Annotated in this window: 19 protein-coding genes and 1 riboswitch; of the genes, 7 read left to right on the forward strand and 12 right to left on the reverse strand. The window is 76.0% G+C overall.

Annotation, left to right across the window (positions count from 1 at the left end; genetic code table 11):
* Positions 1-95 precede the first annotated feature (95 nt).
* The gene (locus FN207_RS08245; RefSeq protein ID WP_142457903.1) at positions 96-1,889 is read left to right on the forward strand and encodes a DEAD/DEAH box helicase; all 1,794 of its coding nucleotides are present in this window, start codon (positions 96-98) and stop codon (positions 1,887-1,889) included.
* A 33-nt stretch (positions 1,890-1,922) separates the two neighbouring features.
* Here FN207_RS08245 and FN207_RS27280 read toward each other — a convergent pair whose 3' ends face one another.
* Both FN207_RS27280 and FN207_RS27285 read right to left on the reverse strand, forming a co-directional pair.
* A complete protein-coding gene (locus tag FN207_RS27280) occupies positions 1,923-4,937 on the reverse strand; it encodes a helix-turn-helix transcriptional regulator (RefSeq protein WP_281282133.1) in 3,015 nt (1,004 codons plus the stop codon).
* On the reverse strand, positions 4,910-5,035 hold the full coding sequence (locus tag FN207_RS27285; protein ID WP_281282134.1) for a hypothetical protein: 126 nt from the start codon (positions 5,033-5,035) through the stop codon (positions 4,910-4,912). Before FN207_RS27285 ends, FN207_RS27280 begins: the two co-directional genes overlap by 28 nt.
* A gap of 162 nt (positions 5,036-5,197) precedes the next feature.
* On the opposite strand from FN207_RS27285, the gene FN207_RS08255 reads away from it, so the two are divergent.
* On the forward strand, positions 5,198-6,592 hold the full coding sequence (locus FN207_RS08255) for a glucose-6-phosphate dehydrogenase (RefSeq protein WP_142457907.1): 1,395 nt from the start codon (positions 5,198-5,200) through the stop codon (positions 6,590-6,592).
* Between the two features lie 191 nt (positions 6,593-6,783).
* On the opposite strand, the gene FN207_RS08260 is transcribed toward FN207_RS08255, so the two are convergent.
* Positions 6,784-7,542 carry an LURP-one-related family protein gene (locus FN207_RS08260; RefSeq protein WP_142457909.1) on the reverse strand — a complete coding sequence of 253 codons (759 nt, stop codon included), beginning with the start codon at positions 7,540-7,542 and terminating at the stop codon, positions 6,784-6,786.
* Between the two features lie 47 nt (positions 7,543-7,589).
* On the opposite strand from FN207_RS08260, the gene FN207_RS08265 reads away from it, so the two are divergent.
* Complete coding sequence (locus FN207_RS08265) at positions 7,590-8,861, forward strand: ArgE/DapE family deacylase (protein ID WP_142457911.1); 1,272 nt, start codon at positions 7,590-7,592, stop codon at positions 8,859-8,861.
* The gene (locus tag FN207_RS08270; protein ID WP_142457913.1) at positions 8,858-9,475 is read left to right on the forward strand and encodes an HD domain-containing protein; all 618 of its coding nucleotides are present in this window, start codon (positions 8,858-8,860) and stop codon (positions 9,473-9,475) included. The genes FN207_RS08265 and FN207_RS08270 overlap by 4 nt, the downstream gene beginning before the upstream one ends.
* Here FN207_RS08270 and FN207_RS08275 read toward each other — a convergent pair.
* Positions 9,435-9,722, reverse strand: coding sequence for a DUF4031 domain-containing protein (locus tag FN207_RS08275; RefSeq protein ID WP_142457915.1), 288 nt, complete (start codon positions 9,720-9,722; stop codon positions 9,435-9,437). The two genes, FN207_RS08270 and FN207_RS08275, sit on opposite strands and share 41 nt — an antisense overlap.
* Before the next feature lie 37 nt (positions 9,723-9,759).
* On the opposite strand from FN207_RS08275, the gene FN207_RS08280 reads away from it, so the two are divergent.
* Positions 9,760-10,758 carry a Gfo/Idh/MocA family protein gene (locus FN207_RS08280; protein WP_142457917.1) on the forward strand — a complete coding sequence of 333 codons (999 nt, stop codon included), beginning with the start codon at positions 9,760-9,762 and terminating at the stop codon, positions 10,756-10,758.
* Here the strand turns inward: FN207_RS08280 and FN207_RS08285 are convergent, their stop codons facing one another.
* Positions 10,759-11,544: a DUF72 domain-containing protein gene (locus tag FN207_RS08285; RefSeq protein ID WP_142457919.1), complete on the reverse strand. Its 786-nt coding sequence runs from the start codon at positions 11,542-11,544 to the stop codon at positions 10,759-10,761.
* A gap of 24 nt (positions 11,545-11,568) precedes the next feature.
* Between FN207_RS08285 and FN207_RS08290 the strand changes: the two genes are divergently transcribed.
* Entirely contained in the window at positions 11,569-11,979 is a 411-nt protein-coding gene (locus FN207_RS08290) for a VOC family protein (RefSeq protein WP_142457921.1), read from the forward strand.
* A gap of 332 nt (positions 11,980-12,311) precedes the next feature.
* On the opposite strand, the gene groL is transcribed toward FN207_RS08290, so the two are convergent.
* The 4 genes from groL to thrC all read right to left on the reverse strand — a co-directional run bounded on the left by groL (position 12,312) and on the right by thrC (position 16,173).
* Positions 12,312-13,940: a chaperonin GroEL gene (gene groL / locus FN207_RS08295; RefSeq protein ID WP_110908911.1), complete on the reverse strand. Its 1,629-nt coding sequence runs from the start codon at positions 13,938-13,940 to the stop codon at positions 12,312-12,314.
* A gap of 211 nt (positions 13,941-14,151) precedes the next feature.
* Positions 14,152-14,355 carry a hypothetical protein gene (locus FN207_RS08300; RefSeq protein ID WP_142457923.1) on the reverse strand — a complete coding sequence of 68 codons (204 nt, stop codon included), beginning with the start codon at positions 14,353-14,355 and terminating at the stop codon, positions 14,152-14,154.
* A gap of 107 nt (positions 14,356-14,462) precedes the next feature.
* Positions 14,463-14,663 carry a cold-shock protein gene (locus FN207_RS08305; RefSeq protein ID WP_089405184.1) on the reverse strand — a complete coding sequence of 67 codons (201 nt, stop codon included), beginning with the start codon at positions 14,661-14,663 and terminating at the stop codon, positions 14,463-14,465.
* Positions 14,664-14,871: 208 nt separating this feature from the next.
* Entirely contained in the window at positions 14,872-16,173 is a 1,302-nt protein-coding gene (gene thrC / locus FN207_RS08310) for a threonine synthase (protein WP_221888098.1), read from the reverse strand.
* Between the two features lie 12 nt (positions 16,174-16,185).
* A riboswitch (SAM riboswitch) is annotated at positions 16,186-16,309 on the reverse strand.
* Positions 16,310-16,370: 61 nt separating this feature from the next.
* On the opposite strand from thrC, the gene FN207_RS08315 reads away from it, so the two are divergent.
* Positions 16,371-17,192, forward strand: coding sequence for an HAD family hydrolase (locus tag FN207_RS08315; protein WP_142457924.1), 822 nt, complete (start codon positions 16,371-16,373; stop codon positions 17,190-17,192).
* On the opposite strand, the gene FN207_RS08320 is transcribed toward FN207_RS08315, so the two are convergent.
* The 3 genes from FN207_RS08320 to FN207_RS08330 form a co-directional block, all read right to left on the reverse strand.
* Positions 17,189-18,061, reverse strand: a complete 873-nt coding sequence (locus FN207_RS08320; RefSeq protein WP_142457926.1) for an ABC transporter permease — start codon at positions 18,059-18,061, stop codon at positions 17,189-17,191. The genes FN207_RS08315 and FN207_RS08320 overlap by 4 nt on opposite strands.
* Complete coding sequence (locus FN207_RS08325; protein WP_246065879.1) at positions 18,058-20,985, reverse strand: alpha/beta fold hydrolase; 2,928 nt, start codon at positions 20,983-20,985, stop codon at positions 18,058-18,060. The genes FN207_RS08320 and FN207_RS08325 overlap by 4 nt, the downstream gene beginning before the upstream one ends.
* 86 nt (positions 20,986-21,071) lie before the next feature.
* Positions 21,072-22,808 carry a LytR C-terminal domain-containing protein gene (locus FN207_RS08330; protein WP_142457930.1) on the reverse strand — a complete coding sequence of 579 codons (1,737 nt, stop codon included), beginning with the start codon at positions 22,806-22,808 and terminating at the stop codon, positions 21,072-21,074.
* Positions 22,809-22,821: the final 13 nt, after the last annotated feature.

Genomic DNA, 22,821 nt, shown 5'->3' on the forward strand with positions numbered 1-22,821 from the left:
GTGCGCCGGGCCGCGTATACGACGGCTCGCGGGAGGCGCGCGGGAGGTGGCCGGTCGGGCGTGTCCTCTGCGCGCCAGGCAGGATGGTCCGCGAGATGGCGAGTGCAGCACGGGCCGGGGCGGTCGCCCCGCAGACGACCAGCCGACCGCTCCGGGCATGGCAGCAGGCCGCCCTCGAGCGCTACGAGCAGTCCTCCCCGAAGGACTTCCTGGTCACCGCGACCCCTGGCGCCGGCAAGACGACCTTCGCCCTGACCCTCGCCGCGCGGCTCCTGCAGCGGCGCGAGGTGGCCCGGGTGATCGTCGTCTGCCCGACCGACCACCTGCGGCTGCAGTGGGCCGACGCCGCCGACCGGATGGGCATCGTGCTCGACCCCGGGCTCACCAACGCCGTGGGCCCGGTGCGCGCCGGCACGCAGGGCTACGTGACGACGTACGCGCAGGTCGCCGGCAAGCCGATGCTGCACGCCGCCCGCGCCACCGCCGTCAAGACGCTGGTGATCCTCGACGAGGTCCACCACGCCGGCGACGGCCTGTCGTGGGGCGAGGCGATCGAGGAGGCGTACGGCTTCGCCGCCCGCCGGCTGTGCCTGACGGGGACGCCGTTCCGCACCAAGCCCGACGAGCGGATCCCCTTCGTGCGCTACGAGGAGGACGGCTTCGAGGGCGACTCCGGCGACGGCGCCGGGCTGGTCAGCCGCGCCGACTACACCTACGGCTACAAGGAGGCGCTGTCCGACAGCGTCGTCCGCCCCGTCGTGTTCGCCGCCTACACCGGCACCGCGCGCTGGCGGAACTCCGCCGGCGAGGTGGTCGCCGCCTCCCTGTCGGAGGCCGGCACCCGCTCGGTGGAGATGGCCGCCTGGCGCACCGCGCTGGACCCCAAGGGCCAGTGGGTGCCGCACGTCATCGCCGCGATGGACGAGCGGATCACCCACCTGCGCGAGAACGGCATGCCCGACGCCGCCGGGCTGGTGCTGGCCAGCGACCAGGACGACGCCCGCGCCTACGCCCGCATCGTCAAGCGCATCACCGGCAAGGCGCCCGAGCTGATCCTGTCCGACGACCCCAAGGCGTCGAAGAAGATCGAGCGGTTCGCCGCGGGGTCGGCGCGGATCGCCGTCTGCGTCCGGATGATCTCCGAGGGCGTCGACGTCCCCCGCGCCGCCGTCCTGGCGTGGATGACCTCCTACCGGACGCCGCTGTTCTTCGCCCAGGCCGTCGGCCGCGTCGTCCGCTCGCGGGCGCCGCACGAGACGGCCACCGTGTTCCTCCCCGCCGTCCGGCCGCTGCTCGGCCTGGCCGCGTCGATGGAGAAGGAACGCAACCACGTCATGCCGCCGCCCAAGGCGCAGGACCCGGAGGCGCTCGACCTCGACCCGCTGCCGCCCAAGGAGCGCGAGGCCGTGGGCCTCAAGCAGTGGGAGGCGCTGGAGGCCGACGCCCGGTTCGCGCACGTGCTGCACGGCGGGACGGCGCACACCGGGGACGGGTCCGGCCCGGTCGCGGCGGCACCGCTCGGCGCCGAGGAGGAGGACTTCCTCGGCATCCCCGGCCTGCTCACCCCCGAGCAGACGGCGTCGCTGCTGGCCAAGCGCGACGACGAGCTGCGGCTGCGCATCGCCCAGCGGGTGCACGACGAGGACACCGGCGAGCTGCCCGTCGTCGAGGACCACCCCGAGGAGGACGAGGCGGGCCGCTCCTGGCGCGACGTCGCCGAGCTCCGCCGGGAGATCAACCGCCTGGTGAGCCGGGTGTCGGCGAAGACCTCGACGCCGCACGCCGTGGTGCACACCCAGCTGCGGCAGCACGTGCCCGGCCCGCCGTCGGCCTCGGCGTCGGTCGACGTCCTGCGCGCCCGCCGCGAGCGCCTCCGCACGATGTTGTGACGGGGTCGTGCACTTCCGCGGAAGTGCACGACCTCACCCCGTGGGCAGCAGGCCCCTGGAGGCGGCCAGCGCCACGGCCTCGGTGCGGGAGCCGGCGCCGAGCTTGGCCAGGATGTTGCTCACGTGCACGCTGGCGGTCTTCTCGCTGATGTAGAGCTCGCTGCCGATCTGCCGGTTGGTGCGCCCGCGCGCGAGCAGCGCCAGCACCTCGGCCTCGCGCGGGGTGAACACCGCCGCGGGGTCGGCCACCCGCCCGGTGCCCGGCAGCTCCAGCCGCGCCCGGCGGGCGAGCGCGGTGACCGCCGCCAGCAGCGGGGCGGCACCCAGCTCCCGCGCGGTCGCGGCGGCGGCGGCCAGCGGCGCGAGCGCCGCTTCCCGGTCGCCCGTGGCGACCAGCGCCTCGGCCAGCCGCCACCGGCTGCGGGCCTCCTCGAAGACGTGGCCGTAGCCGAACGCCTCGACGGCGGCCGTCCACAGCGCCGGGGCCGCGCGCCCGCCCAGCCGCGCCTCCTCGGCCTCGACCCGCGCCACCCAGGCCGCCGCCTCGAGCCCGTGCTCCCCCACCACGCGGGCGTGGTCCTCGACCGCCGAGCGGGCGAGCGCCACCAGCGACTCCCCCGCCGCCGTCCACTCCCGCTCCGCGGCGGCGTCGCCGGTCAGCCGCGCGGTGGCCGCGGCGTCGGCCGCCGCAGACAGGGCCGTGGCGGCCAGCCGCACCACCGCCAGCCGGTTGGCACCCCAGAGCCGGGCCAGCGTGGCCGAGGCGGCCCGCGCCCGCTCGACCGCCGTCCCGGCGTCCCCGGACCACGCGGCCAGGTCGATCTCGGCGCCCGCGGTGGACAGCATGAGGAGCACGTGGGCGTCCAGGCGGTCGACGAGTCCGCGCGCCCAGGCGATCCGCTCCGCCGTGGCGGGGTCCCCCCGCCCGACCAGCACGAGCAGGCCCGCGGCACGCACGTGCGCCGCCATCTCGGGCACCCGGGCCAGCCGGTCGGCCAGCCCCAGGCTGCCGTCCCAGTCGCCGAGGACGTAGCGGGAGACGACGCCGAGGTAGCGCAGCTCGGCGGCGTAGAAGGACCACTCGACGCCCAGCGTGGCGGCCCGTCCGAGCCCGGTGTCGCTCCACCGCAGGGCCTCGCGCGGGTCGCCGCCCTCCCAGGCGACGGTGGCCAGGTTGAACAGCACCCGCATCTCGACGTCGGGGTCCCCGGACCGGCGGGCGCGCACCAGCGCCTCCTCCAGCCGCGCCCGCGTCGCGGCCCGGTCCCCGCCGCCGGCCTCCTGCGAACGCGCCAGCGTCACCGCGACGTCGGCCCAGGCGCTGTCCAGGCCCAGGGCGTCGGCGGCGGCGAGCGCCTCCTCGGCGGCGGCGTCCCCCTCGGCGCGCCGGTCCAGGTCGTAGCAGACCCGGGCGTGGGTGGCGGCCGCCCAGGTCCGCACCGCGGACGGCGGCTGGGCCGGGACCAGCGCCATGGCCGCGCCGGACTCCCGGAACGCCGAGGTCTGGTCCTCGATGCGGGCCAGCGCCTGGGCCAGCGCGTAGTGGGCGCGGGCGCGGGTGACCGGGTCGCCGTCGTCCCCCAGGACCTCCTGGACGGCCCGCAGCAGGGCGACCGCCCGGGGCACCTGACCGCCGCTGCGGGCGGCGGCGGCCGCCTCCAGCAGCACGTCGGCCCGGCCCCGCCCGGCGGCCTCGGCGGCGCCGGGGACGGCCGGCCACAGCGCCAGCACCGTCTCCAGGTGCTGCAGCTGCTCGGCCGGGGCGCCCACGCACCGGGCCGCGTCGGCGGCCTCCAGCGAGGCCGACAGTGCGCCGGCGAGGTCGTGGCTCTCCCGCAGGTGGTGCGCCCGCTCGGCCGCGGTGCCCGCCGAGGGGTCGGCCGCCAGGTGCGCGGCGACGGCGGCGTGCAGCCGCACCCGCTCACCCGGCAGCAGGTCGGCGAGGACGGCCTCGCGCACCAGCGCGTGCCGGAAGCGGTAGGCGCCGTCGGGGTCGACGACGAGCAGGTGGGAGTGCACGGCCTCGGCCAGCGCGGCGTCGAGGTCGCCGTCGGCGGAGGACGGGACGACGGCGGCCACCAGCTCGTGCCGCACCCGGCGCCCGGCGACCGCGGCCGCCCGCAGCACCTGCTGCGCGGCCGGCGTGAGCTGCTCGACGCGCGCGAGCAGCACGTCGGTGAGCCCGAGCGGGAGCGTCTCCCCCGCGAGCCCGGCGGCCAGCAGCTCCTCGGCGTAGAAGGCGTTGCCCTCGGCGCGCGCCACGACGTCGTCAACCGTGCGGTCGCTCGCCCCCGCGGCGAGCCCGCGGACCAGCTGCTCCACCTGCGCGTCGGGCAGCGGGCCGAGGTCGAGGCGCTCCACGCCGGGCAGCCGGACCAGCTCGGCCAGCAGCGGCCGCAGCGGGTGGCGCCGGTGCAGGTCGTCGGAGCGGTAGGAGGCGACGACGGCCACCGGCTCGTCGGTCAGCCGGGCGAGCAGGTAACGCAGCAGGTCGCGGCTGGACCGGTCGGCCCAGTGCAGGTCCTCGAGGACGACGAGCAGCGGCGTGTCGGCGGCGAGCCCGGCCAGCGCGGCGGCGACCGCCTCGAACAGCTGCAGGCGGCCGTCGTCGACCGGCGGGCGCAGCACGCGGACCGGGCTGCCGAGGTCGGCGGCGTCCGGCTCGCGGGCGGCGGCCGACCGGGCCGCGAACAGGCCGGCCGCCCCGTCACCGAGCTCGGCGGCGACGGGGCGGAGGAGGTCGACGAAGGGCAGGTAGGGCAGGCCGACCTCGCCGAGGTCGACGCAGTGACCGGCGAGCACCCGCAGACCGCGGCCGGCCGCGCGGGCGGCGAGCTCGTCGAGCAGGCGGGACTTGCCGACGCCGGCGTCTCCGGCGACCAGCACCGCCGAGCCGCGGCCGGCGGCGGCCCGGTCGACGGCGGCCAGGAGCGTGGCCAGCTCACCGGCCCGCCCCACCAGGGGTCGTTCGTCCCACCTCGGCACGGCGCCGATCGTGGCACGGGCCGCCGACAGCACGGTCAGCCGCGTGACCAGCGCGACCGCCACGGCCCGCGGCGGGTGCGGGTGCCGCGGCCGATCGCCTGCAGGACCTCGCGCCGGTAGGCGAGCTCGGCCTCGAGTCCGGGGTTGGGGTAGGTGTTCACGGTCGTCTCCTCGTGGTCGTCCGCTGGGTTCGACGACCACGGTCGTGCTGAGGCCGGGGCCCGGGCATCGGTCGTCCGGGCAGTCCTGGTCCCGCCCGGCGCGTCTGAGGCCCCTCAGACGCGCCGCGCTTGAGGACTCCGGGGCCGGGGAAGCCTGAGGTCATGCCCGACCTGCCCCCGACCGTCTTCGTCCTCTTCGGCGCCACCGGCGACCTGGCCGCCCGCATGGTCCTGCCCGCCTTCGACGTCCTGGACCGCCGCGGGCTGCTGCCCCCCGACTGGCGCCTGGTCGGCAGCGGGCGCGGCGACCGCTCCGACGACGACTTCCGCGACCTGGTCCGCGACGCCCTGGCCGAGCACGGCGACGGCGCACCCACCGACGGGCTGCTGGAGCGGCTGCGCTTCGCCGGCGGCGGGCACACGCCGTCGGACCCCGGCCAGCTGCTCGAGGTCGTCGACCGGGCCCGGGACGAGCTCGGGGGCGACGCCCAGCTCGTGCACTACCTCGCCGTCCCGCCCGGCGCGTTCGAGGACCTCACCCGGGCCCTGGACCGGCACGGCCTGGCGAAGGGCGCCCGCGTCGTCTACGAGAAGCCCTACGGCACCTCGCCCGAGGGCTTCCGCGAGCTCGACGAGCTGGTGCACTCGGTCTTCGACGAGGACCAGGTCTTCCGCATCGACCACTTCCTCGGCAAGGAGGGCACCCAGGACCTGCACGTGCTCCGCTTCGCCAACGGCCTGTTCTCGTCGGTGTGGAGCCGCGAGCACGTGGCCCAGGTGCAGGTCGACGTCCCCGAGACCCTCGACGTCGCCGACCGGGCCGAGTTCTACGACGCGACCGGCGCCACCCTCGACATGCTGGTCACCCACCTGTTCCAGGTGGCCGCGGAGGTGGCCATGGAGCCGCCGGTGTCCCTGGCGCCCGACGACCTGCAGGAGGCGCGCGAGGCGGTGCTGGCGGCGTTCCGGCCGCTGGCCCGCGAGGACGTCGTCCTCGGGCAGTTCACCGGCTACCGCGACCTCGACGACGTCGCCGACGACAGCACCACCGACACCTTCGTGGCCGCGCGGCTGTGGATCGACACCGACCGGTGGCGCGGCGTGCCGTTCCTGCTGCGCACCGGCAAGCGGATGGCCGACAGCGAGCAGCGGGTGACGCTGGTGATGCGCCGTCCGGAGGGTCCCGTGGGGACGCTGCCGGGCGGGGGCAACACCGTCTCCCTGTCGCTGTCGGGGGCGGGCGCACTGGACCTGGGGCTGGTGGCCAAGCGCCCGGGCCCGGGCCTGGAGCTCGCCGTCGCCGGGACCTCGCTGGACCTGGCCGCCGTCCCGGGCGGGGACCCGCTTCCGCCCTACGCCTCGTTGCTGCTCGACGTCCTGACCGGCGACCGGTCGCTGTTCACCACCAGCGCGGGGCTCGAGCACGCCTGGCGGGCGGTGCGCCCGGTGCTCGAGGACCGGCCGGAGGTCCGCCCCTACGAGCCGGGCTCGTGGGGACCGGAGGAGGCGACGGCGCTCGCCGACCCGTGCGGCTGGGTCGTGGGCCAGGGCGGCTGAGGAGGAGGGTCCGGACCGGGCTCTGGTCGCCTCGCGGCGAGTAGCACGACGCGGCTCCAGACCCCCGACCGAGGTCGGGGCGGTGGTCCGCGAAGGCGGTATCCAATTGGCACCCGGGGACACAGATCGCCCGGTCCGGACACCACCGACGGTACCCCTGTCCCGGAGCGCACACACCGGGACACGGGTCTCTATCCGAAGCCGCGCGCGTCCTGCTTGAGCGCCGTGTCGACGGTCAGCGCCGAGGCGAGCACCAGGCTCGCCAGCGGCTCGGGCAGCCGCGCGTGCACCCGGACGACGTAGCGGTCGGCGGTGGTGAACAGCGTCCGCGCCAGGCCCTCCCACGACTTGGTGATGCGGGCGACCTCGGTGCCCACGTGGTCGGTGATCGAGAAGTCCCAGGCCCGCCAGTTCTCCGCCTGGATCGCGCCGGCCAACTGCCCGCCGACGACGAGGTCGAAGCGGATCCGGCCGAACACGGTGGCCTGGACGATCTCCCCCACCGGCGCGCCCTCGGGCGTCTCGACGACGACCCGCGACTTCACGAGCTTGGCCGGGCGGGTGAGGACGAGCACCGGCCCGTACGCGTCGCGCACCTCGAGGCGGTGGGTGAGGTACTGGTCGAGACTGCTGACGAACCGGACGACCTTCTTGGCCGTCGACTGACCCACCTCGACGACCGCGCCGATCTGCACCTCGTGGGCGTCGAGGACGGCGTACTCGTTGGTGAGCTCGACGAGCTTGGTCTTCTGGTTGACCAGCAGCACCGGCTGGTCGTGCAGGACCGAGCGCCGCGGGGCCGCGCCGTACTGCTGCTGTACCGGCTGGGGCTGCGCCGGCGCCGGCGGCTGCTGCACGTGCTCGGTCCAGGTCCGGCCGTCCCACCAGCGGGACCCGCCGCCGCCGGCGGGGTCGGCGTACCACCCGGGCGGCGGGGAGGGCTGTGTCACGGCGGCGACGGTAACCGCCGCCGCCGTGCGTGCCAGACTGCCGAGCCGTGGCCGACCTGACTCCCACCGAGGCCGCCGTCCTCGACGCCGTGGACGAGGCCGCCGCGGTCGGCCTGCTGTGCCGGCTGGTCGCCGTCCCCTCCGTGGGCGGCACCGCGGCCGAGAGCGAGGTGCAGGCGCTGGTCGCCGGCGAGCTCGACGCGCTGGGCTGCGACGTCGATCGCTGGTCGATCGACCTGCAGGCGGCCGCCACCGCCCCGGACGCCCCCGGCCAGGAGGTCGAGCGCGACGAGGCGTGGGGGGTCGTCGGCACGCTGCCCGGCGCCGGGGACGGCGACCCGGCGCTGGTGCTCTGCGGGCACACCGACGTCGTCCCCACCGGCGACCGCACGCTGTGGCCGGGCGACCCGTTCACCCCGCGGCTGGACGGCGGCACCGTGCACGGCCGCGGCACCTGCGACATGAAGGGTGGGCTGGTCTCGGCGCTCGCCGCGCTGGCCGCCGTCCGCGCCGCGGGTGTGCGCCTGCGCCGGCCGGTGGCGCTGCACGCCGTCGTCGGCGAGGAGGACGGCGGGCTCGGCGCCTGGGCGACGCTGGCCCGCGGGCACCGCGGCGACGCCTGCGTGATCCCCGAGCCCACCGACGGCGCCGTCGTCACCGCCGCGGCCGGTGCGCTGACCTTCCGGCTCGAGGTGACCGGCGCGGCCGCGCACGCCGCGATGCGCGACCGCGGGGTGAGCGCCGTGGAGCTGTTCGCCGACGTCCACGCCGACCTGCGGGCGTTCGAGGCCGAGCGGCAGCGCGACGCCGACCCGCGCTTCGCCGGCGAGCGGTACCCCTTCGGGCTCTCGATCGGCACCGTCCACGCCGGCGACTGGGCCTCCTCGGTGCCCGACCGGCTGGTGGCCGAGGGCCGCTACGGCGTGCGGCTGGGCGAGCCGGTCGAGGGCGCCCGCGGGGCGTTCGAGGCCCGCGTCGCCACGTTCTGCGCGAGGCACCCGTGGCTGGCCGCGCACCCGGTGCGGGTCACCTGGACCGGCGGTGCGTTCGCCAGCGGGCAGCTGCCGCCGGCGCACGAGCTGCTCGGCCAGGTCCGCGGCGCCGTCGTCGACGCGGGCGGGCCGCCGCCTCCGGAACGCGCGGTCGCGGCCGGCACCGACCTGCGCCTCTACGCCGCCGCCGGGATCCCGGCACTGCACCTGGGCCCCGGGGACCTGCACCTGGCGCACGGCCCGGCCGAGCGGGTGCCGGTGGCCGAGGTGACCGTCGTGGCCCGCGCGCTGGCCCTGCTGACGCTGCGGCGCTGCGGGGTCGCGTGATCGGCTACGAGGACTTCGCGGCCCTGACCGCCGACTCCCCCACCGCGCGCACCGAGTGGGCGGCCGTCGTGGCCGCGTGGAGCGAGCCGCACCGCCGCTACCACGACCTGCACCACCTGGCCGCGGTGCTCGGGCTGGTCGCCGAGCTGGGCGGATCCGCTCCCGACCCGGCCGCCGTCGCGCTGGCCGCCTGGTACCACGACGTCGTCTACGACCCGCGCCGCGGCGACAACGAGCAGGTCAGCGCCGAGCGGGCACGGGCGGGACTCACCGGCCTGGTGCCGCCCGCACGGGTGGCGGAGGTGGTCCGGCTGGTGCTGCTGACCGCCGGCCACGACGCCGACCCGGACGACGGCAACGGCGCGGTGCTCTGCGACGCCGACCTCGCGGTGCTGGCCGCGCCGCCGGGGGCCTACGCCGCCTACGCCTCCGCCGTCCGCGAGGAGTACGGGCACCTGCCCGACGAGGTGTTCACCGCGGGCCGGATCGCCGTCCTCGAGTCGCTGCTGGCGCTGCCGGCGCTCTACCGGCTGCCCGCGACGGCCGACTGGGAGCCGCGCGCGCGGGCCAACCTCACCGCGGAGCTCGGCCTGCTGCGCGGTCGCGCTTCCTGACCCGCAGGCCCGCCGCCATCAGCCGGGCCAAGAGCTCCCGGGCGCCCACGGGCTGCGCGCCGGCGGCCACGGCGACGTCGTAGAGGTCCTCGGGGACGTCGTAGTGGTCGCCCTGGAACGCCCGCCGCGGGATGCCGAGCTCGGCGGCGACGAAGGCGTGCAGCTCCTCGTAGGAGACGTCGCTGACCAGGTGCGACCAGCGGCGCCCCCGCCAGGGCCACACGGGGCTGTCGATCAGCACGGCCACGGAGTGCAGTCTGCCCGGGACCACTAGCGTCGTCGCCGTGAGCAGGGAGATCCGCTGGGGCGTCGTCGGTCCGGGGCGCATCGCGCAGAACGTGATGGGCGACTTCGCGCACGTCGAGGGGGCCCGGCCGGTGGCCGTGGCGTCGCGCTCGGCCGACCGGGCGCGGGCCTTCGCCGAGCAACACGGGCTCGAGCGGGCGTACGGCTCCTACGCGGAGGTCCTCGCCGACCCCGACGTCGACGTCCTCTACCTCGCCACCCCGCACCCGCAGCACCACGCGGTGGCGCTGGCCGCCATCGAGGCGGGCAAGGCGCTGCTGGTGGAGAAGGCGTTCACCGCGACGACGGCCGGCGCGCAGGAGGTGGTGACGGCGGCCCGCGAGGCCGGCGTCTTCGTCATGGAGGCGATGTGGACACGCTTCCAGCCCGCCGTCGTCCGCCTGCGGGAGCTCGTCGCCGACGGCGCCATCGGCGAGGTGCGCTCGGTGCAGGCCGACCTCGGCGTCGACCGCGTCTACGACCCCGACGACCGGCTGTTCGCCCTCGAGCTCGGCGGCGGCGCGCTGCTCGACCTCGGCGTCTACGTCGTGTCCTTCGCCCAGATGCTGCTCGGCACGCCCGACACGGTGACCGCCGCCGGCTCCACCTACCCCACCGGCGCCGACGCCGAGGCCGCGGTCCTGCTCGGCTGGGAGGACGGCCGCTCGGCCACGCTGACGACGTCGCTGCGCTACCCGACTCCCGGGCAGGCCCGCGTGTTCGGCACCGGCGGCTGGGTCGACGTCCTCCCCCGCTTCCACCACCCGGCCACGATCGTGCTGCACCGCAGCGGCGCCGACCCCGAGGAGATCACCCACCCGGCGACCGGCGTGGGGTACTCCCACGAGCTCGCCGAGGTCACCCGCTGCCTGCAGGAGGGCCGCACGGAGAGCGAGGTCATGCCGCTGGCCGACACCCTCGCCGTGCAGGACGTCCTCGGGCAGGCGGCCGCGCAGCTCGGCGTGCACCACCGGGAGGACCCGCACGTCCTCGGCTGATCAGGCCGCCGCCCAGGCCGCGCCCGTCGCCTCCTCCGGCGTGGGCACCCGGGTGGGCGTGCGCCCGGCCCACCGCACCGCGCCGGCCAGGGCGACGGCGTCGACCACCGCGGCGCCGCCGGGGTCGTTGTTGAGGTAGACGAACACGTCCTCGTCGTCGGCGTACGCGGCCGCCATCCGCTGCGCCCACTCCTCGAGCACGGCCGGCGGGTAGCCCCAGCCCTCGGCGCCGGTGTGCAGCCGGAGATAGCCCCAGCCGGCGGTGCGCCACAGCGGCGTCACCGGCCGCTCGGCGCGGTCGGCCCAGCACAGCGCGGCGCCGTAGCGCTCGAGCAGCGCCCGCACCTCGTCGGTCTCCCAGGTGACGTGCCGCGGCTCCACGGCCACGCGCACGCCGGGCGGGAAGCAGGCCAGGCAGTCGCGCAGCAGCCCGGCGTCGGCCTTGAGCGTGGGCGGCAACTGCAGCAGGACGACGTCGAGCCGGTCGCCGAGCCCCTCGGCGTGCTGCACCAGCCGGGCCACCGGCTCCTCGGGCTCGCGCAGCCGCTTGACGTGGGTGAGGAACCGGCTGGCCTTGACCGCCCAGCGGTAGTCCGGCGGGGTGCGCTCGCGCCAGGCGGCGAAGGTGTCCCGCTCGGGCAGCCGGTAGAAGGCGGCGTTGCTCTCGACGGTGGCGAAGTGCTGCGCGTGGTGCTCCAGCCACAGCCGCTGCGGCAGGCGCTGGGGGTAGAAGCGGCCGCGCCAGTCGCGGTACTGCCACCCCGACGTCCCGATCAGCACGGCCACGCCGACGGCCTACCCTCCGCCGTCATGGCCGACGCACCCGCCCGCTTCAAGGACCTCTGCATCGACGCCCGCGACCACCAGGCGCTGGCCGACTGGTGGTGCGCCGCCATGGGCTACGTGCGCCGCGACCGGGTCGCCCCGCCAGAGGAGGGCTGGACGCGCCCGCCGGCCTGGCCGGTGCCGATCGTGGACCCGGCCGGCCGCGGCCCGCTGATCTGGGTGGTCCCGGTGCCCGAGGAGAAGACGGTCAAGAACCGGATGCACCTCGACGTCGTCGGCGACTCCGCCGCCCTGCAGGCCGCGGGCGCGACGGTCGTGCGGGCCTCGGACGCGCGCCCCGGCCACGAGGCCGACGAGGACGCCGGCGAGATCGCCTGGGACGTGCTGGCCGACCCCGAGGGCAACGAGTTCTGCTGCTTCCCGCCGCAGGACTGACCACCCTGGGCAACGGACATCCCACGCACAGCGCTCCGGAAGCCGCCGTCGCTTCGCGCGGAGGGCTGATCACCTCGGGTGCAGCGGGCGCTGCTGGGCCGGGAGGCCCCACTGGATCCGAGTTGATCTCACGCGCTCGGCGCGCTGGACGCGCGCTGCCCTCACACGCTCGTTCGGGCGGCAAGTGCGGGGAAGTCGTCGCCTGCGGGCGGCCGCGGACGACGTCTTCCCCGCAGTTGCCGTGCCAAGGCCCGCCGAACGCCGACAGGGGCGGCCCCGCGAGTGCGGGACCGCCCCTGTCGGGCGTTGCTGGTGTTACGGGAGGGCGGGACTCAGAAGTCCATGCCGCCCATGCCGCCGTCGCCACCCGGCATGGCCGGAGCGGACTTCTCCGGCTTGTCGGCGATGACGGCCTCGGTGGTGAGGAAGAGCGCCGCGATGGAGGCGGCGTTCTGCAGCGCCGAGCGGGTGACCTTGGCCGGGTCGATGATGCCGGCCGCGACCAGGTCCACGTACTCGCCGGAGGCGGCGTTGAGGCCCCAGCCGGTCTCGGAGTTGCGGACCTTCTCCGCCACGACGCCGCCCTCGAGGCCGGCGTTGATCGCGATCTGCTTCAGCGGCGCCTCGAGCGCGACGCGCACGATGTTGGCACCGGTCGCCTCGTCACCCTCGAGCTCGAGCTTGTCGAACGCGACGGCGGTGGCCTGCGCGAGAGCGACGCCACCACCGGCGACGATGCCCTCCTCGACGGCGGCCTTGGCGTTGCGCACCGCGTCCTCGATGCGGTGCTTGCGCTCCTTGAGCTCGACCTCGGTCGCGGCGCCGGCCTTGATGACGGCGACGCCACCGGCCAGCTTGGCCAGGCGCTCCTGCAGCTTCTCGCGGTCGTAGTCGGAGTCCGACTTCTCGATCTCGGCGCGGATCTGGTTCACCCGGCCGGCGATCTGGTCGGTGTCGCCGGCGCCCTCGACGATCGTCGTCTCGTCCTTGGTGACGACGACCTTGCGGGCGCGGCCGAGGAGGGAGACGTCGGCGGTGTCGAGCTTGAGGCCGACCTCCTCGCTGATGACCTGGCCACCGGTGAGGATGGCGATGTCGGTCAGCATGGCCTTGCGGCGGTCACCGAAGCCGGGGGCCTTGACGGCCAGCGACTTGAAGGTGCCGCGGATCTTGTTCACGACGAGGGTCGCGAGGGCCTCGCCCTCGACGTCCTCGGCGATGATGGCCAGCGGCTTGCCCGACTGCATGACCTTCTCCAGCAGCGGGAGCAGGTCCTTGACCGAGCTGATCTTCGAGTTGACGACGAGCACGTACGGGTCGTCGAGGACGGCCTCCATGCGCTCGGCGTCGGTGACGAAGTAGGGCGAGATGTAGCCCTTGTCGAAGCGCATGCCCTCGGTGAGCTCGAGCTCGAGGCCGAAGGTGTTGCTCTCCTCGACGGTGATGACGCCTTCCTTGCCGACCTTGTCCATCGCCTCGGCGATGAGCTCGCCGATGGCCGGGTCGGCGGCGGAGATCGACGCGGTGGCGGCGATCTGCTCCTTGGTCTCGACGTCCTTGGCGGTCGAGAGGAGGTACTCGGTGACCGAGGCGACGGCCTTCTCGATGCCCTTCTTCAGGGCCATCGGGTTGGCGCCGGCGGCGACGTTGCGCAGGCCCTCGCGCACGAGCGCCTGGGCGAGCACGGTGGCGGTGGTGGTGCCGTCACCCGCGACGTCGTCGGTCTTCTTCGCGACCTCCTTGACCAGCTCGGCGCCGATCTTCTCCCAGGGGTCCTCGAGCTCGATCTCCTTGGCGATGCTCACACCGTCGTTGGTGATGGTGGGAGCGCCCCACTTCTTCTCGAGGACGACGTTGCGGCCCTTGGGGCCGAGCGTCACCTTGACGGCGTCGGCGAGGGTGTTCATGCCCCGCTCGAGGCCGCGGCGCGCCTCTTCCTCGAAGGCGATCATCTTGGCCATGTGGTGATGTCCTCCATGCATGGATCGCTGCACGGCCGGGACCGGCGCCCGCGACGGACGACACCGGCGCGGCGGGCTCCCTTGTGGCCCGCGCTCCAGTGCCTCACCGTTCCGACCTGATTGGCACTCGGCACTGTCGAGTGCCAATCCGAAGTCTGGCACTCGACCCTGCCGAGTGCAAGAACGGGGGGTGGTCCGGGGCTGTTCCCGGTCAGTCGACCGAGCGCACCGGGTCCCACCGCCCCGTCGCGGGGTCCAGGCGCTCGACGACCACCTGCCCGCCCGGGTGCCCGTCCGCCTCGCGGGGCCGCGTCAGCCACACCCGCGTGCACCCGTCGTCGTACTTGAGGTCCGAGTCGCCGGTGCGGTCCAGCGTGGGCATGTCCTCCAGGGACGTGATGCTCCAGTGCGGCACCGGTCCTCCTCGGTTCGGCAGGGACGGGACGGCTGCCCGGGGACAGCACCGAGGCCCGGCCCCACGGGTGGGACCGGGCCTCGGGAAGGACCACGGGAGCCGGGAGCTCAGGCGACGCGGACGCCGTCGGCCTGCGGGCCCTTCTCGCCCTGGACGACCTCGAAGGTGACCCGCTGGCCCTCGTCGAGGCTCTTGTAGCCGTCCATCTGGATGGCCGAGTAGTGGACGAAGACGTCCTGGCCGCCGTCGACGGCGATGAAGCCGAAGCCCTTCTCGGCGTTGAACCACTTCACGGTGCCCTGTGCCACGTGTGCTCCCACGGTGCGTGCGTGCGGACGGCCCCCGTGATCCGGGGACCGGGGTACAGCTCTTCCGCCCGTCGGACACGTGCGTGGAACTGACGACCGCGCGAGAACGTACAGCAGAGACGCCGCTGTGGGGAGATGCTCGCCACACGACCCGGGTACGACCGGGCCGGGATGTCACCCGCCGGATCGACGTCCCCGACCGTACGCCTCAGCCGATGAGGCCCGCCGCCCGGACCGACCGGAGCGACGACTCCACCCGGTGGGTGGGGCCGACGACCGGCTCGAGCGGGTCGAGGGTCTTGAGGCCCTCGCCGGTGTTGAGGACGACGGTCTCCTTCGCCGGGTCCAGCCGGCCGTCCTCGACGAGCTGCCGCAGCACCGCGACGGTCACGCCGCCGGCGGTCTCGGCGAACACGCCGGTGGTGCGGGCGAGGTCGCGGATGCCCTGCACGATGGCCTCGTCGCCGACCCGGCCGACGGAGCCGCCGGTGCGCCGGATGGCGTCGAGCGCGTAGGGGCCGTCGGCGGGGTTGCCGATGTTCAGCGACTTGGCGATCCCGGTGGGCTTGACCGGCTTGACGACGTCCCAGCCGTTGTCGAAGGCGGTGGCGATCGGGTCGCAGCCGGCCGACTGGGCGCCGAACACCGTCCACTCCGTGTCCTCGACGATGCCGGCGGCGGCCAGTTCCCGCCACGCCTTGTCCACCTTGGTGAGCAGCGAGCCCGACGCCATGGGGATGACCACCTGGGCCGGGATCCGCCAGCCGAGCTGCTCGGCGATCTCGTAGCCCATCGTCTTGGAGCCCTCGGCGTAGTAGGGCCGCACGTTCTGGTTGACGAAGGCGGTGTCCTCGAACTCGTCGGTCTCGGCGAGCTCGCTGGTCAGCCGGTTGACGTCGTCGTAGGAGCCGTCGACGGCGACCAGGGTCTGGCCGTAGACCGCCGACTGCACGACCTTGCCCGGCTCGAGGTCGGCCGGGATGAAGACGAAGGACGGGATGCCGACGCGGGCGGCGTGCGCGGCCACCGAGTTGGCCAGGTTGCCGGTGGAGGCGGCGGCGATCTTGCGGTAGCCGAGGCCCTTCGCGGCGGTGGCGGCGAGGCTGACCACGCGGTCCTTGAACGAGTGCGTGGGGTTGGCCGAGTCGTCCTTGACCCACAGGCCGCCGGTGATGCCGAGCTCGGCGGCCAGCCGGTCGGCGCGCACCAGCGGCGTCATGCCGGGGTCGAGGGAGACGCGGTCGGCGGGGTCCTGGCCCACCGGCAGCAGCGCGGCGTAGCGCCAGATGTTCTGCGGGCCGGCCTCGATCTGCTCGCGGGTGACCGCGCGCATGCGCTCGGGGTCGTAGTCGACCTCCAGCGGGCCGAAGCACTGCGCGCAGGCGTGCTCGGCGATGAGGCCGAAGGTGGCGCCGCAGTTGCGACAGACGAGGCCGCGGGCGGGGCTGGGCGGAACGGGGCCGTCGGCGGACGAGTCGGCCTGCAGAGAACCGGGAGCGGTCAGGGTCATGCGACGACTACCTCCTCATCTTCCCCGCGTCGGGCCGTCGAGCCGCGCGGGACGGAATTGGCACCTCTCGCCGCTCGCGCGAGCGCGGTTGCCGGGGCTTCACCGGGCCGTGTCCCTCTGCCCCTCTGGATGAGTGGAACGGGCCCGACTCTACCCGGCTGCCCGTGCCGCCCCGGGCTCCGGCCATGCTGACGCCCGTGGCAGCGCGCATCGTCTACACCGACCTCGACGGCACGATGGTCGGCCCGCGGGGGTCGTTCTGGCACACCGCCGACGGCTCCCCCACCGCCGAGCCGGCGACGGCGCTGCTCGAGCTGCACACCGCGGGCGTCGCGCTGGTGATCGTCAGCGGGCGCACGGCCGACCAGGTCACCGAGGCGGGCCGGATCTTCGCGGCCGACGGCGCGATCGCCGAGCTCGGCTCGCTGGTGACGTGGAAGGGCGGCCGGGCCCGGCACGGGCTGACCGGGGAGCTGCCGGAGGAGTACGCGGGACGCACGCCGATGGACGTGATGGCCGAGCTCGGCGTCGTCGAGGCGCTCTGCGCGGCGAACCCCGGCCGGCTGGAGTGGCACGCGCCCTGGCACACCACGCACGCCGGCGACGCGCTGCTGCGCGGCTTCGTCGACCCGCTCGCCGTCGACGCGTGGCTGGCCGAGCGCGACCTGGGCTGGCTGACGCTCAAGGACAACGGCGCCATCCCGGCGACGGCGAAGCTGGACCTGGCGCCGGAGGGGCAGCTGGCGCGGGTCTACCACCTCATGCCGCGCGGCATCACCAAGGGCGCGGCGATCGCCTGGGACCTCGAGCGGCGCGGGATCGACCCCGCCGACGCCGTCGCGATCGGCGACAGTGCCAGCGACCTGGAGATGGCGCCCGCCGTCGGCCGGCTGTGGATCACCGCCAACGGCGCCGACGTGGAGGGCATGGCCGGGCTGCTGGCCGCCGTCCCCAACGTGTCGGTGACCGACGAGCCGATGGGCGTCGGCTGGGCCCAGGCAGTCCGAGCGAGCCTCTAGCTCGTCACGTCGCGCCGGGCGAAGTGGCGGAAGCCCAGGGCGGTGAAGACCGCGGCGTAGACCAGCGACTGCACGACGCCGCGGAACAGGTCGGCGGAGTCGACCGGCGTCTGCAGCAGGTCGGTCCAGGCGAACTCCTCCGCGGTGGGGAACCAGTCGCGCAGGGACCCCAGCTGCTCGACCTGGTCGAGGATCGCGAACACGACCATCGAGAAGACCGCGCCGCCGACGGCGGCCAGCGGCGCGTCGGTGATCGTGGACAGCCAGAACGCCAGCGTGCCGACGACGAGCAGGTGGACGGCGAGGTAGCCGAGCATCCCCGCCAGGCGCAGCAGCCCCTCGCCCTGCGAGAGCGTGACCCCGATCGGCGTCCGGATGTCGTCGAAGCCGAACGCGATCCCGCCGGCGACCACCGCCACGACCGCGAGGGTGAGCAGCGCGCCGACCGACTGGACCAGCGCCGCGAGCCACTTCTGCCGGAGCAGCCGCATCCGGGGCACCGGCGTGGCCAGCGTGTAGCGCAGCGACCCCCACGCCGCCTCGCTGGCCACGGTGTCGCCGAAGAACAGCGCGTAGACCACGACGAGGAAGAACGTCGTCGTGGCGAACAGGACGAACAGCGTGAAGTTCAGCCCGCTGGAGGTGGCGACGTCGACCAGGTTGATCCGGCTGTTGGTCTGCGCCTCCTCGCTCGCGCCCAGCTGCAGCGCGGCGATGAGGACCAGCGGCAGCGCGACCATCGCCACGAAGACACCGATCGTGCGGCGCCGCTTGAACTGCCGGCGCAGCTCCACCGACAGCCGCAGCGTGCGCTCGGGCCGGTAGCCGGCGACGGCGCCGGTCGGCTGGACGTGCTCGGTCGCGGTCACGACTCCCCCACCAGGGCCAGGAACGCGTCCTCCAGGCGGCGACGCGGGGTGAACTGGTCGACGGCGACGCCCGCGGCCACCAGCGCCTCCAGCGCTGCGGCGCGGGAGGTCTGCGCGCCGAGGTCGGCGACCAGGCCCTCGTCGGTGTGCTCGACGGTGACGCCGGGCAGCCCGGACAGCACCGCCGCCGCCCGCTCGGTCTCGCCGTCGTCGGCCAGGCCGACCAGCACCGCACCGCCGGCGCCCACGATCTCGTCGACCGTCCCCTGCGCGATCTTCTGCCCGCGCGCCATGACGACGACGTGGCTGCAGGTCTGCTCGATCTCGCTGAGCAGGTGGCTGGAGACGATGACCGTGCGGCCGGTGGCGGCGTAGGAGCGCAGCACCTCGCGCATGGCGTGGATCTGCGGCGGGTCCAGGCCGTTGGTCGGCTCGTCGAGGACCAGCAGGTCGGGCAGGCCGAGCATGGCCTGGGCGATCGCCACCCGCTGGCGCATGCCCTGGCTGTAGCGGCGCACCGGGCGGTCGAGCGCGGCACCGAGGCCGGCGACCTCGATCGCCTCCTCCATGTGCGCGTCCTCGGCCGGGCGGCCGGTGGCGGCCCAGTACAGGCGCAGGTTGTCGCGGCCGGACAGGTGGGGCTGCAGTCCGGTGCCCTCGACGAAGGAGCCCAGCCGCGACAGCACCGGCGCGCCGGGGCCGACCTCGTGGCCGAACACGGTGATCCGCCCGGAGTTGGGCTTGATCAGGCCCATGAGCATCCGCAGGGAGGTCGTCTTGCCCGCGCCGTTGGGGCCGAGCAGGCCGAGGACCTGGCCGCGGCGGACCTCGAAGGAGAGGTCCTCCACCGCGACGAAGCCGTCCTTGTAGGCCTTGGTGATGCCCTCGAAGCGCAGCGGCACGTCCTCGCCGTCGGGCTCGACGGCCGAGGTCACCCGGCGCCGGCGGCGGCCCCACAGCACCGCCGCGAGCCAGCCGAGCAGGCCGAGGACGGCGACCGCGCCGAGCAGCCACCACCAGCGGGAGGTGCCGCCGGCGGACTGGGTCTGCCCCTCGACGGTGGGCACCGCCAGCGCGGTGCCGCCGTTGCCCGACCCGGCCAGGGCGACGGAGTAGACGGTGGCCTCGGCCGGCAGCGCGAAGGACTGGTCCGTCGAGGAGACGACGACGCGCATCGTGTGGCCGGCCTCGAAGCGGTGCACGATCGCCGGCAGCGTGACCGTGACCTCGGTGGGCGCGGCCGGGTCCGCCGACAGGCCGGTCAGCGACAGCGGGGCGACCAGGCCGCCGGGCAGCGTGCGCGCGCCGTCGGGGCCGACGTCGTAGAGCTTGGCGAACAGCGTGGCGCTGCCCGAGGGCGAGGCGACGGCGAGCGAGACGGTCGGGGCGCCGACCACCTCGACGGCCGCGTCGAGCGGCTCGCTGGAGAAGGCGGCGAACTGGCCGGGGATCTCCACGGTGGTGCCGCCGAGCGCCGAGGCCAGCGCGCCGAGACCGGGCACGGTGGTGATCGCCGCGGGAGTGCCGCCGGCGGGGGTCACCACGGGCTGGACGTCGCCGTCGAGGGCGACGCTCTCCCGCTGCACGGGCCGGTCGCCGTCGAGGCCGGGGTAGGCGTCGGCGAGCACGCTCTGGGTGCCGCCCTGCACGCTGCCCAGGCCGCTGCCCAGGCCGGTGGGCGCGGGGTACTCGAAGCCGGTGCCGGGGTCCTCGCCGCGGGCGGGGTCGTCCTCGTCGCGCAGGTGCCAGTCGAACCAGCCGGCGACCAGGTCGCGCAGCTCGGCGGTCTCCCGCTCGGAGGCCTGCGAGTCGTGCCCTCCGGCGTACCAGACGACCTTGACGTCGGTGCCGTTGGCGGCGATGCCGCGGGCGTTGGCGTCGGCCTGGCCGAGGCCGAACAGCGAGTCCTCGGTGCCCTGCACCAGCAGGGTGGGGGCGGTGATCCGGTCGAGCACCGCGGCCGGGCTGCTGCGGTCGAGCACCGCGGCCACCTCGGGCGTGAGCGTGCCGGAGGCTGCGGCGGACTGGTAGGCGGCGCAGATGTCGGCGCGGAAGCGGCCGCAGGTGAGCGCCTGCTCGACCGCGGCCGGGTCCACCGACGCGGGGTCGAACGGCAGGGTCGGCGCGGCGTTCCCGGACGCGGGGGCCGCCCCGCCGGAGCTCTCGCCGTCCTCGCCGTCCTCGGCCTCGGCCGCTCCCCCGCCGCCGAGCGCGTCGAGCAGGCCGCCGGTCGGCACGGAGCCGACGCCGAAGAACAGGCCCGCCCACAGCCGCTTGTAGACGCCGGTGTCGGCGGTCTGCGGCGTGGCGGCGGGCGTGGCGTCGTCGGCGGTGCCGGTCTGGGAGGGGAAGAGCGCGGCGGTCAGCGAGTTCCAGGTGATCTGCGGCGCGATCGCGTCGACCCGGTCGTCGTAGGCGGCGGCCAGCAGCGACAGCGCGCCGCCGTAGGAGGCGCCGGCCACGCCCACGCGCGGGTCGCCGTCGCCGTCGAGGAGGACGTCGTCGCGGTCGGCGAGCAGGTCGAGCAGGGTGGACAGGTCGGCGACCTCGTAGCGCGGGTCGTCCAGGCCGATCTGGCCGGTGCTCGACCCGAAGCCGCGCGCGGAGTACGTGAGGACGACGAAGCCGCGGCCGGCGAGGTCGCGCGCGTCGTCGGCGACGGACTGCTTGCTGCCGCCGAAGCCGTGCGCCAGCACCACCGCGGGGGCGGGCTCGTCGGCCGTGGCCGAGGCGGGGAGGTAGAGCGTGGTGTCGAGCTCGACGGCGTCGGCACCGGACCCGGAGGGGACCCGGGCCTCCTCGGTGCCCACGTCCTCGGCCGCGGCGGCCGTCGCCGGGAGGGCACCGACGAGGGTGCCGGTGAACAGGAGGGCGAGCAGGGCGCCGAGCGCCGCGCGGGCGCCGGAGCGCGGGCGGGGTGTCACGGGCCCGCGGACGGGACGCACGCTGCGGCCAACGGACGGTGTCGCGCGGGTGTTCCGGGACCGTCCCGTCGGCGCGTCGCCGGCGGTCAGGGCTGCAGCGCGCCGGTGACGACGACGACCAGGCCGGGGTCGGGCACGTCCGGCACGTCGAAGAACCGCGCCGCCGGTCCGGTGGTGATGGCCGGGAAGGCCTCCATGAGCTGCAGGGCCGACAGCCGCTGCTCCTCGTTGCCCGGGTCGAAGTAGACGGTCGTGGCGGCGACGTCGCCGCCCTCGTACGCGCCGACGCCGGCCGAGGTCCAGCCCTGTGCCTCGAAGGCGGCGGCGACGTCGGCGGCGAGCCCGCTGGTGGGCGTGGCGTTGAGCACGGTCACCGGCACGCGGACGGGCGTGCCGGGCGCCTCCTCGACCGGCGGCAGCGGCTCGGCCGACAGCGGGGGCAGCGGCCCGGTGGAGGGGGCGATCGGGGCCGGGTTCGACGTCTGCGTCTCCGGCTCCGTCGAGCCGGCCTCCTGCGCCGCCGGGGAGATGAAGCTGTAGACGCCGAGCACGACCAGGGCGATCACGACGACGGCGAGCAGCGCCACGAGCCGGCGGCGGCGCGGCGGCGCGTCCTCGCCGTCGGCGGCGCGCAGCGCGGCGCGGGAGACCCCCGCCCGGCGCGCGGCCTTGCGGCGCTCGACCTCCATCGCCTGCCGCTCGGCCTCGCGGGCGGCGCGCTCGGCGCGCATCGCGGCCCGGTTGCCCGTGACGCCGGTGTCGGGACCGGTCTCGGCCTCGCGGTCGTCCCGGTCGTCCCGCGTCCGGGTCCGCGACGGGACCGCGCGGTCGGGGATCGCCTCGGTCAGCGGCGCGGCGACGACGTCGCGGGCCGACTCGCGGTCACGGGCGGGCTCGCGGTCGGGGATCGCCTTGGTGGGCGGGGCCGCCGGGACACGGGACGCCCCGCGGTCGCGGGCGGGCTCCCGGTCGCGGACCACCTCGCGGTCCGGGATGGCCTCGGTGGGCGGCGCGGCCGGCGTCGCGGCGTCGGCGCCGGAGGGACGGGTCCAGTCGCGGTAGCCGGACGCGCCGTCGGCCTCCGGTGGGGACGGCGGGGCCTCCGGCGTCCTCGTCCGGTTCCGGGCCGGCGGGCGGGCGGGCTGGTCCCACGGGTCCAGCGGCGGGGCGGACGGCTCGGCGCTGTCGGCCTGCGGGGTCGGGACCGCCTGGAACGGGGCGACCGTCGTGGCGGGGGCCACCGGCCGGGCCGGGGACTGGGGCGCGGGCCGCGCGACGACCGGCGACTGCGCGGTCGGCGGCTCCACCGGAGCGGGGCGCCGGGCCGGCGTCCGGCCCGCGGGAGCCCGCACGGTCGCGGGCTGGACGACCGGCGGTGCGGCGACGGGCGGGGGCGCGGCGGGCGGCTGGACGGCCGGCGGCCGGGGCCCGCGCCGCGGCGGGGCGGGGGCCTGCCGGGCGGCGCTGGCGGCCGGTACCGCCGCCGGGACGCGCGGGCGGGCCGGCGGCGCGGGCTCCGCGGGCCGCGACCGGGCGGGGGCCTCGGGCTGCGGCGCGCGTGACCGGGCCGGCGGCCGCTCGGGCTCGACCGGGCGGACGGGCACGGCGGCCCCCGCCGGCCGGCCGGTGAGCCGGCGGCGCTCGGTGTCGTCGCCGAGCGCGTCGCGGCGGCGGTCGGCGCGGCTGCGACCGGGCGTGGTCGGGTGGTCGCTCAGCTCGGGCGCGGGGGCCGCGGCGGCGCCGGCGCTGGGGTGCGGGGCCGTCGGGAGGTCGGGCGCGGGGGCAGCCGGCGGCTGGTCGGTCCGGCGGCGACCGCCGGCCACCGGGGCTGACGGC

The sequence above is a fragment of the Geodermatophilus aquaeductus genome (assembly GCF_900182545.1).
GTDB classification, from domain to species: Bacteria; Actinomycetota; Actinomycetes; order Mycobacteriales; family Geodermatophilaceae; genus Geodermatophilus; species Geodermatophilus aquaeductus.

Bases quoted from the DNA above. Each gene is read 5' to 3' on its own strand.
- FN207_RS08245 (WP_142457903.1), top strand. From the start codon at position 96: ATGGCGAGTGCAGCACGGGCCGGGGCGGTCGCCCCGCAGACGACCAGC.
- groL (WP_110908911.1), bottom strand. From the start codon at position 13,940: ATGGCCAAGATGATCGCCTTCGAGGAAGAGGCGCGCCGCGGCCTCGAG.
- thrC (WP_221888098.1), bottom strand. From the start codon at position 16,173: ATGACCCTGACCGCTCCCGGTTCTCTGCAGGCCGACTCGTCCGCCGAC.
- FN207_RS08255 (WP_142457907.1), top strand. From the start codon at position 5,198: ATGCCCGACCTGCCCCCGACCGTCTTCGTCCTCTTCGGCGCCACCGGC.
- FN207_RS08290 (WP_142457921.1), top strand. From the start codon at position 11,569: ATGGCCGACGCACCCGCCCGCTTCAAGGACCTCTGCATCGACGCCCGC.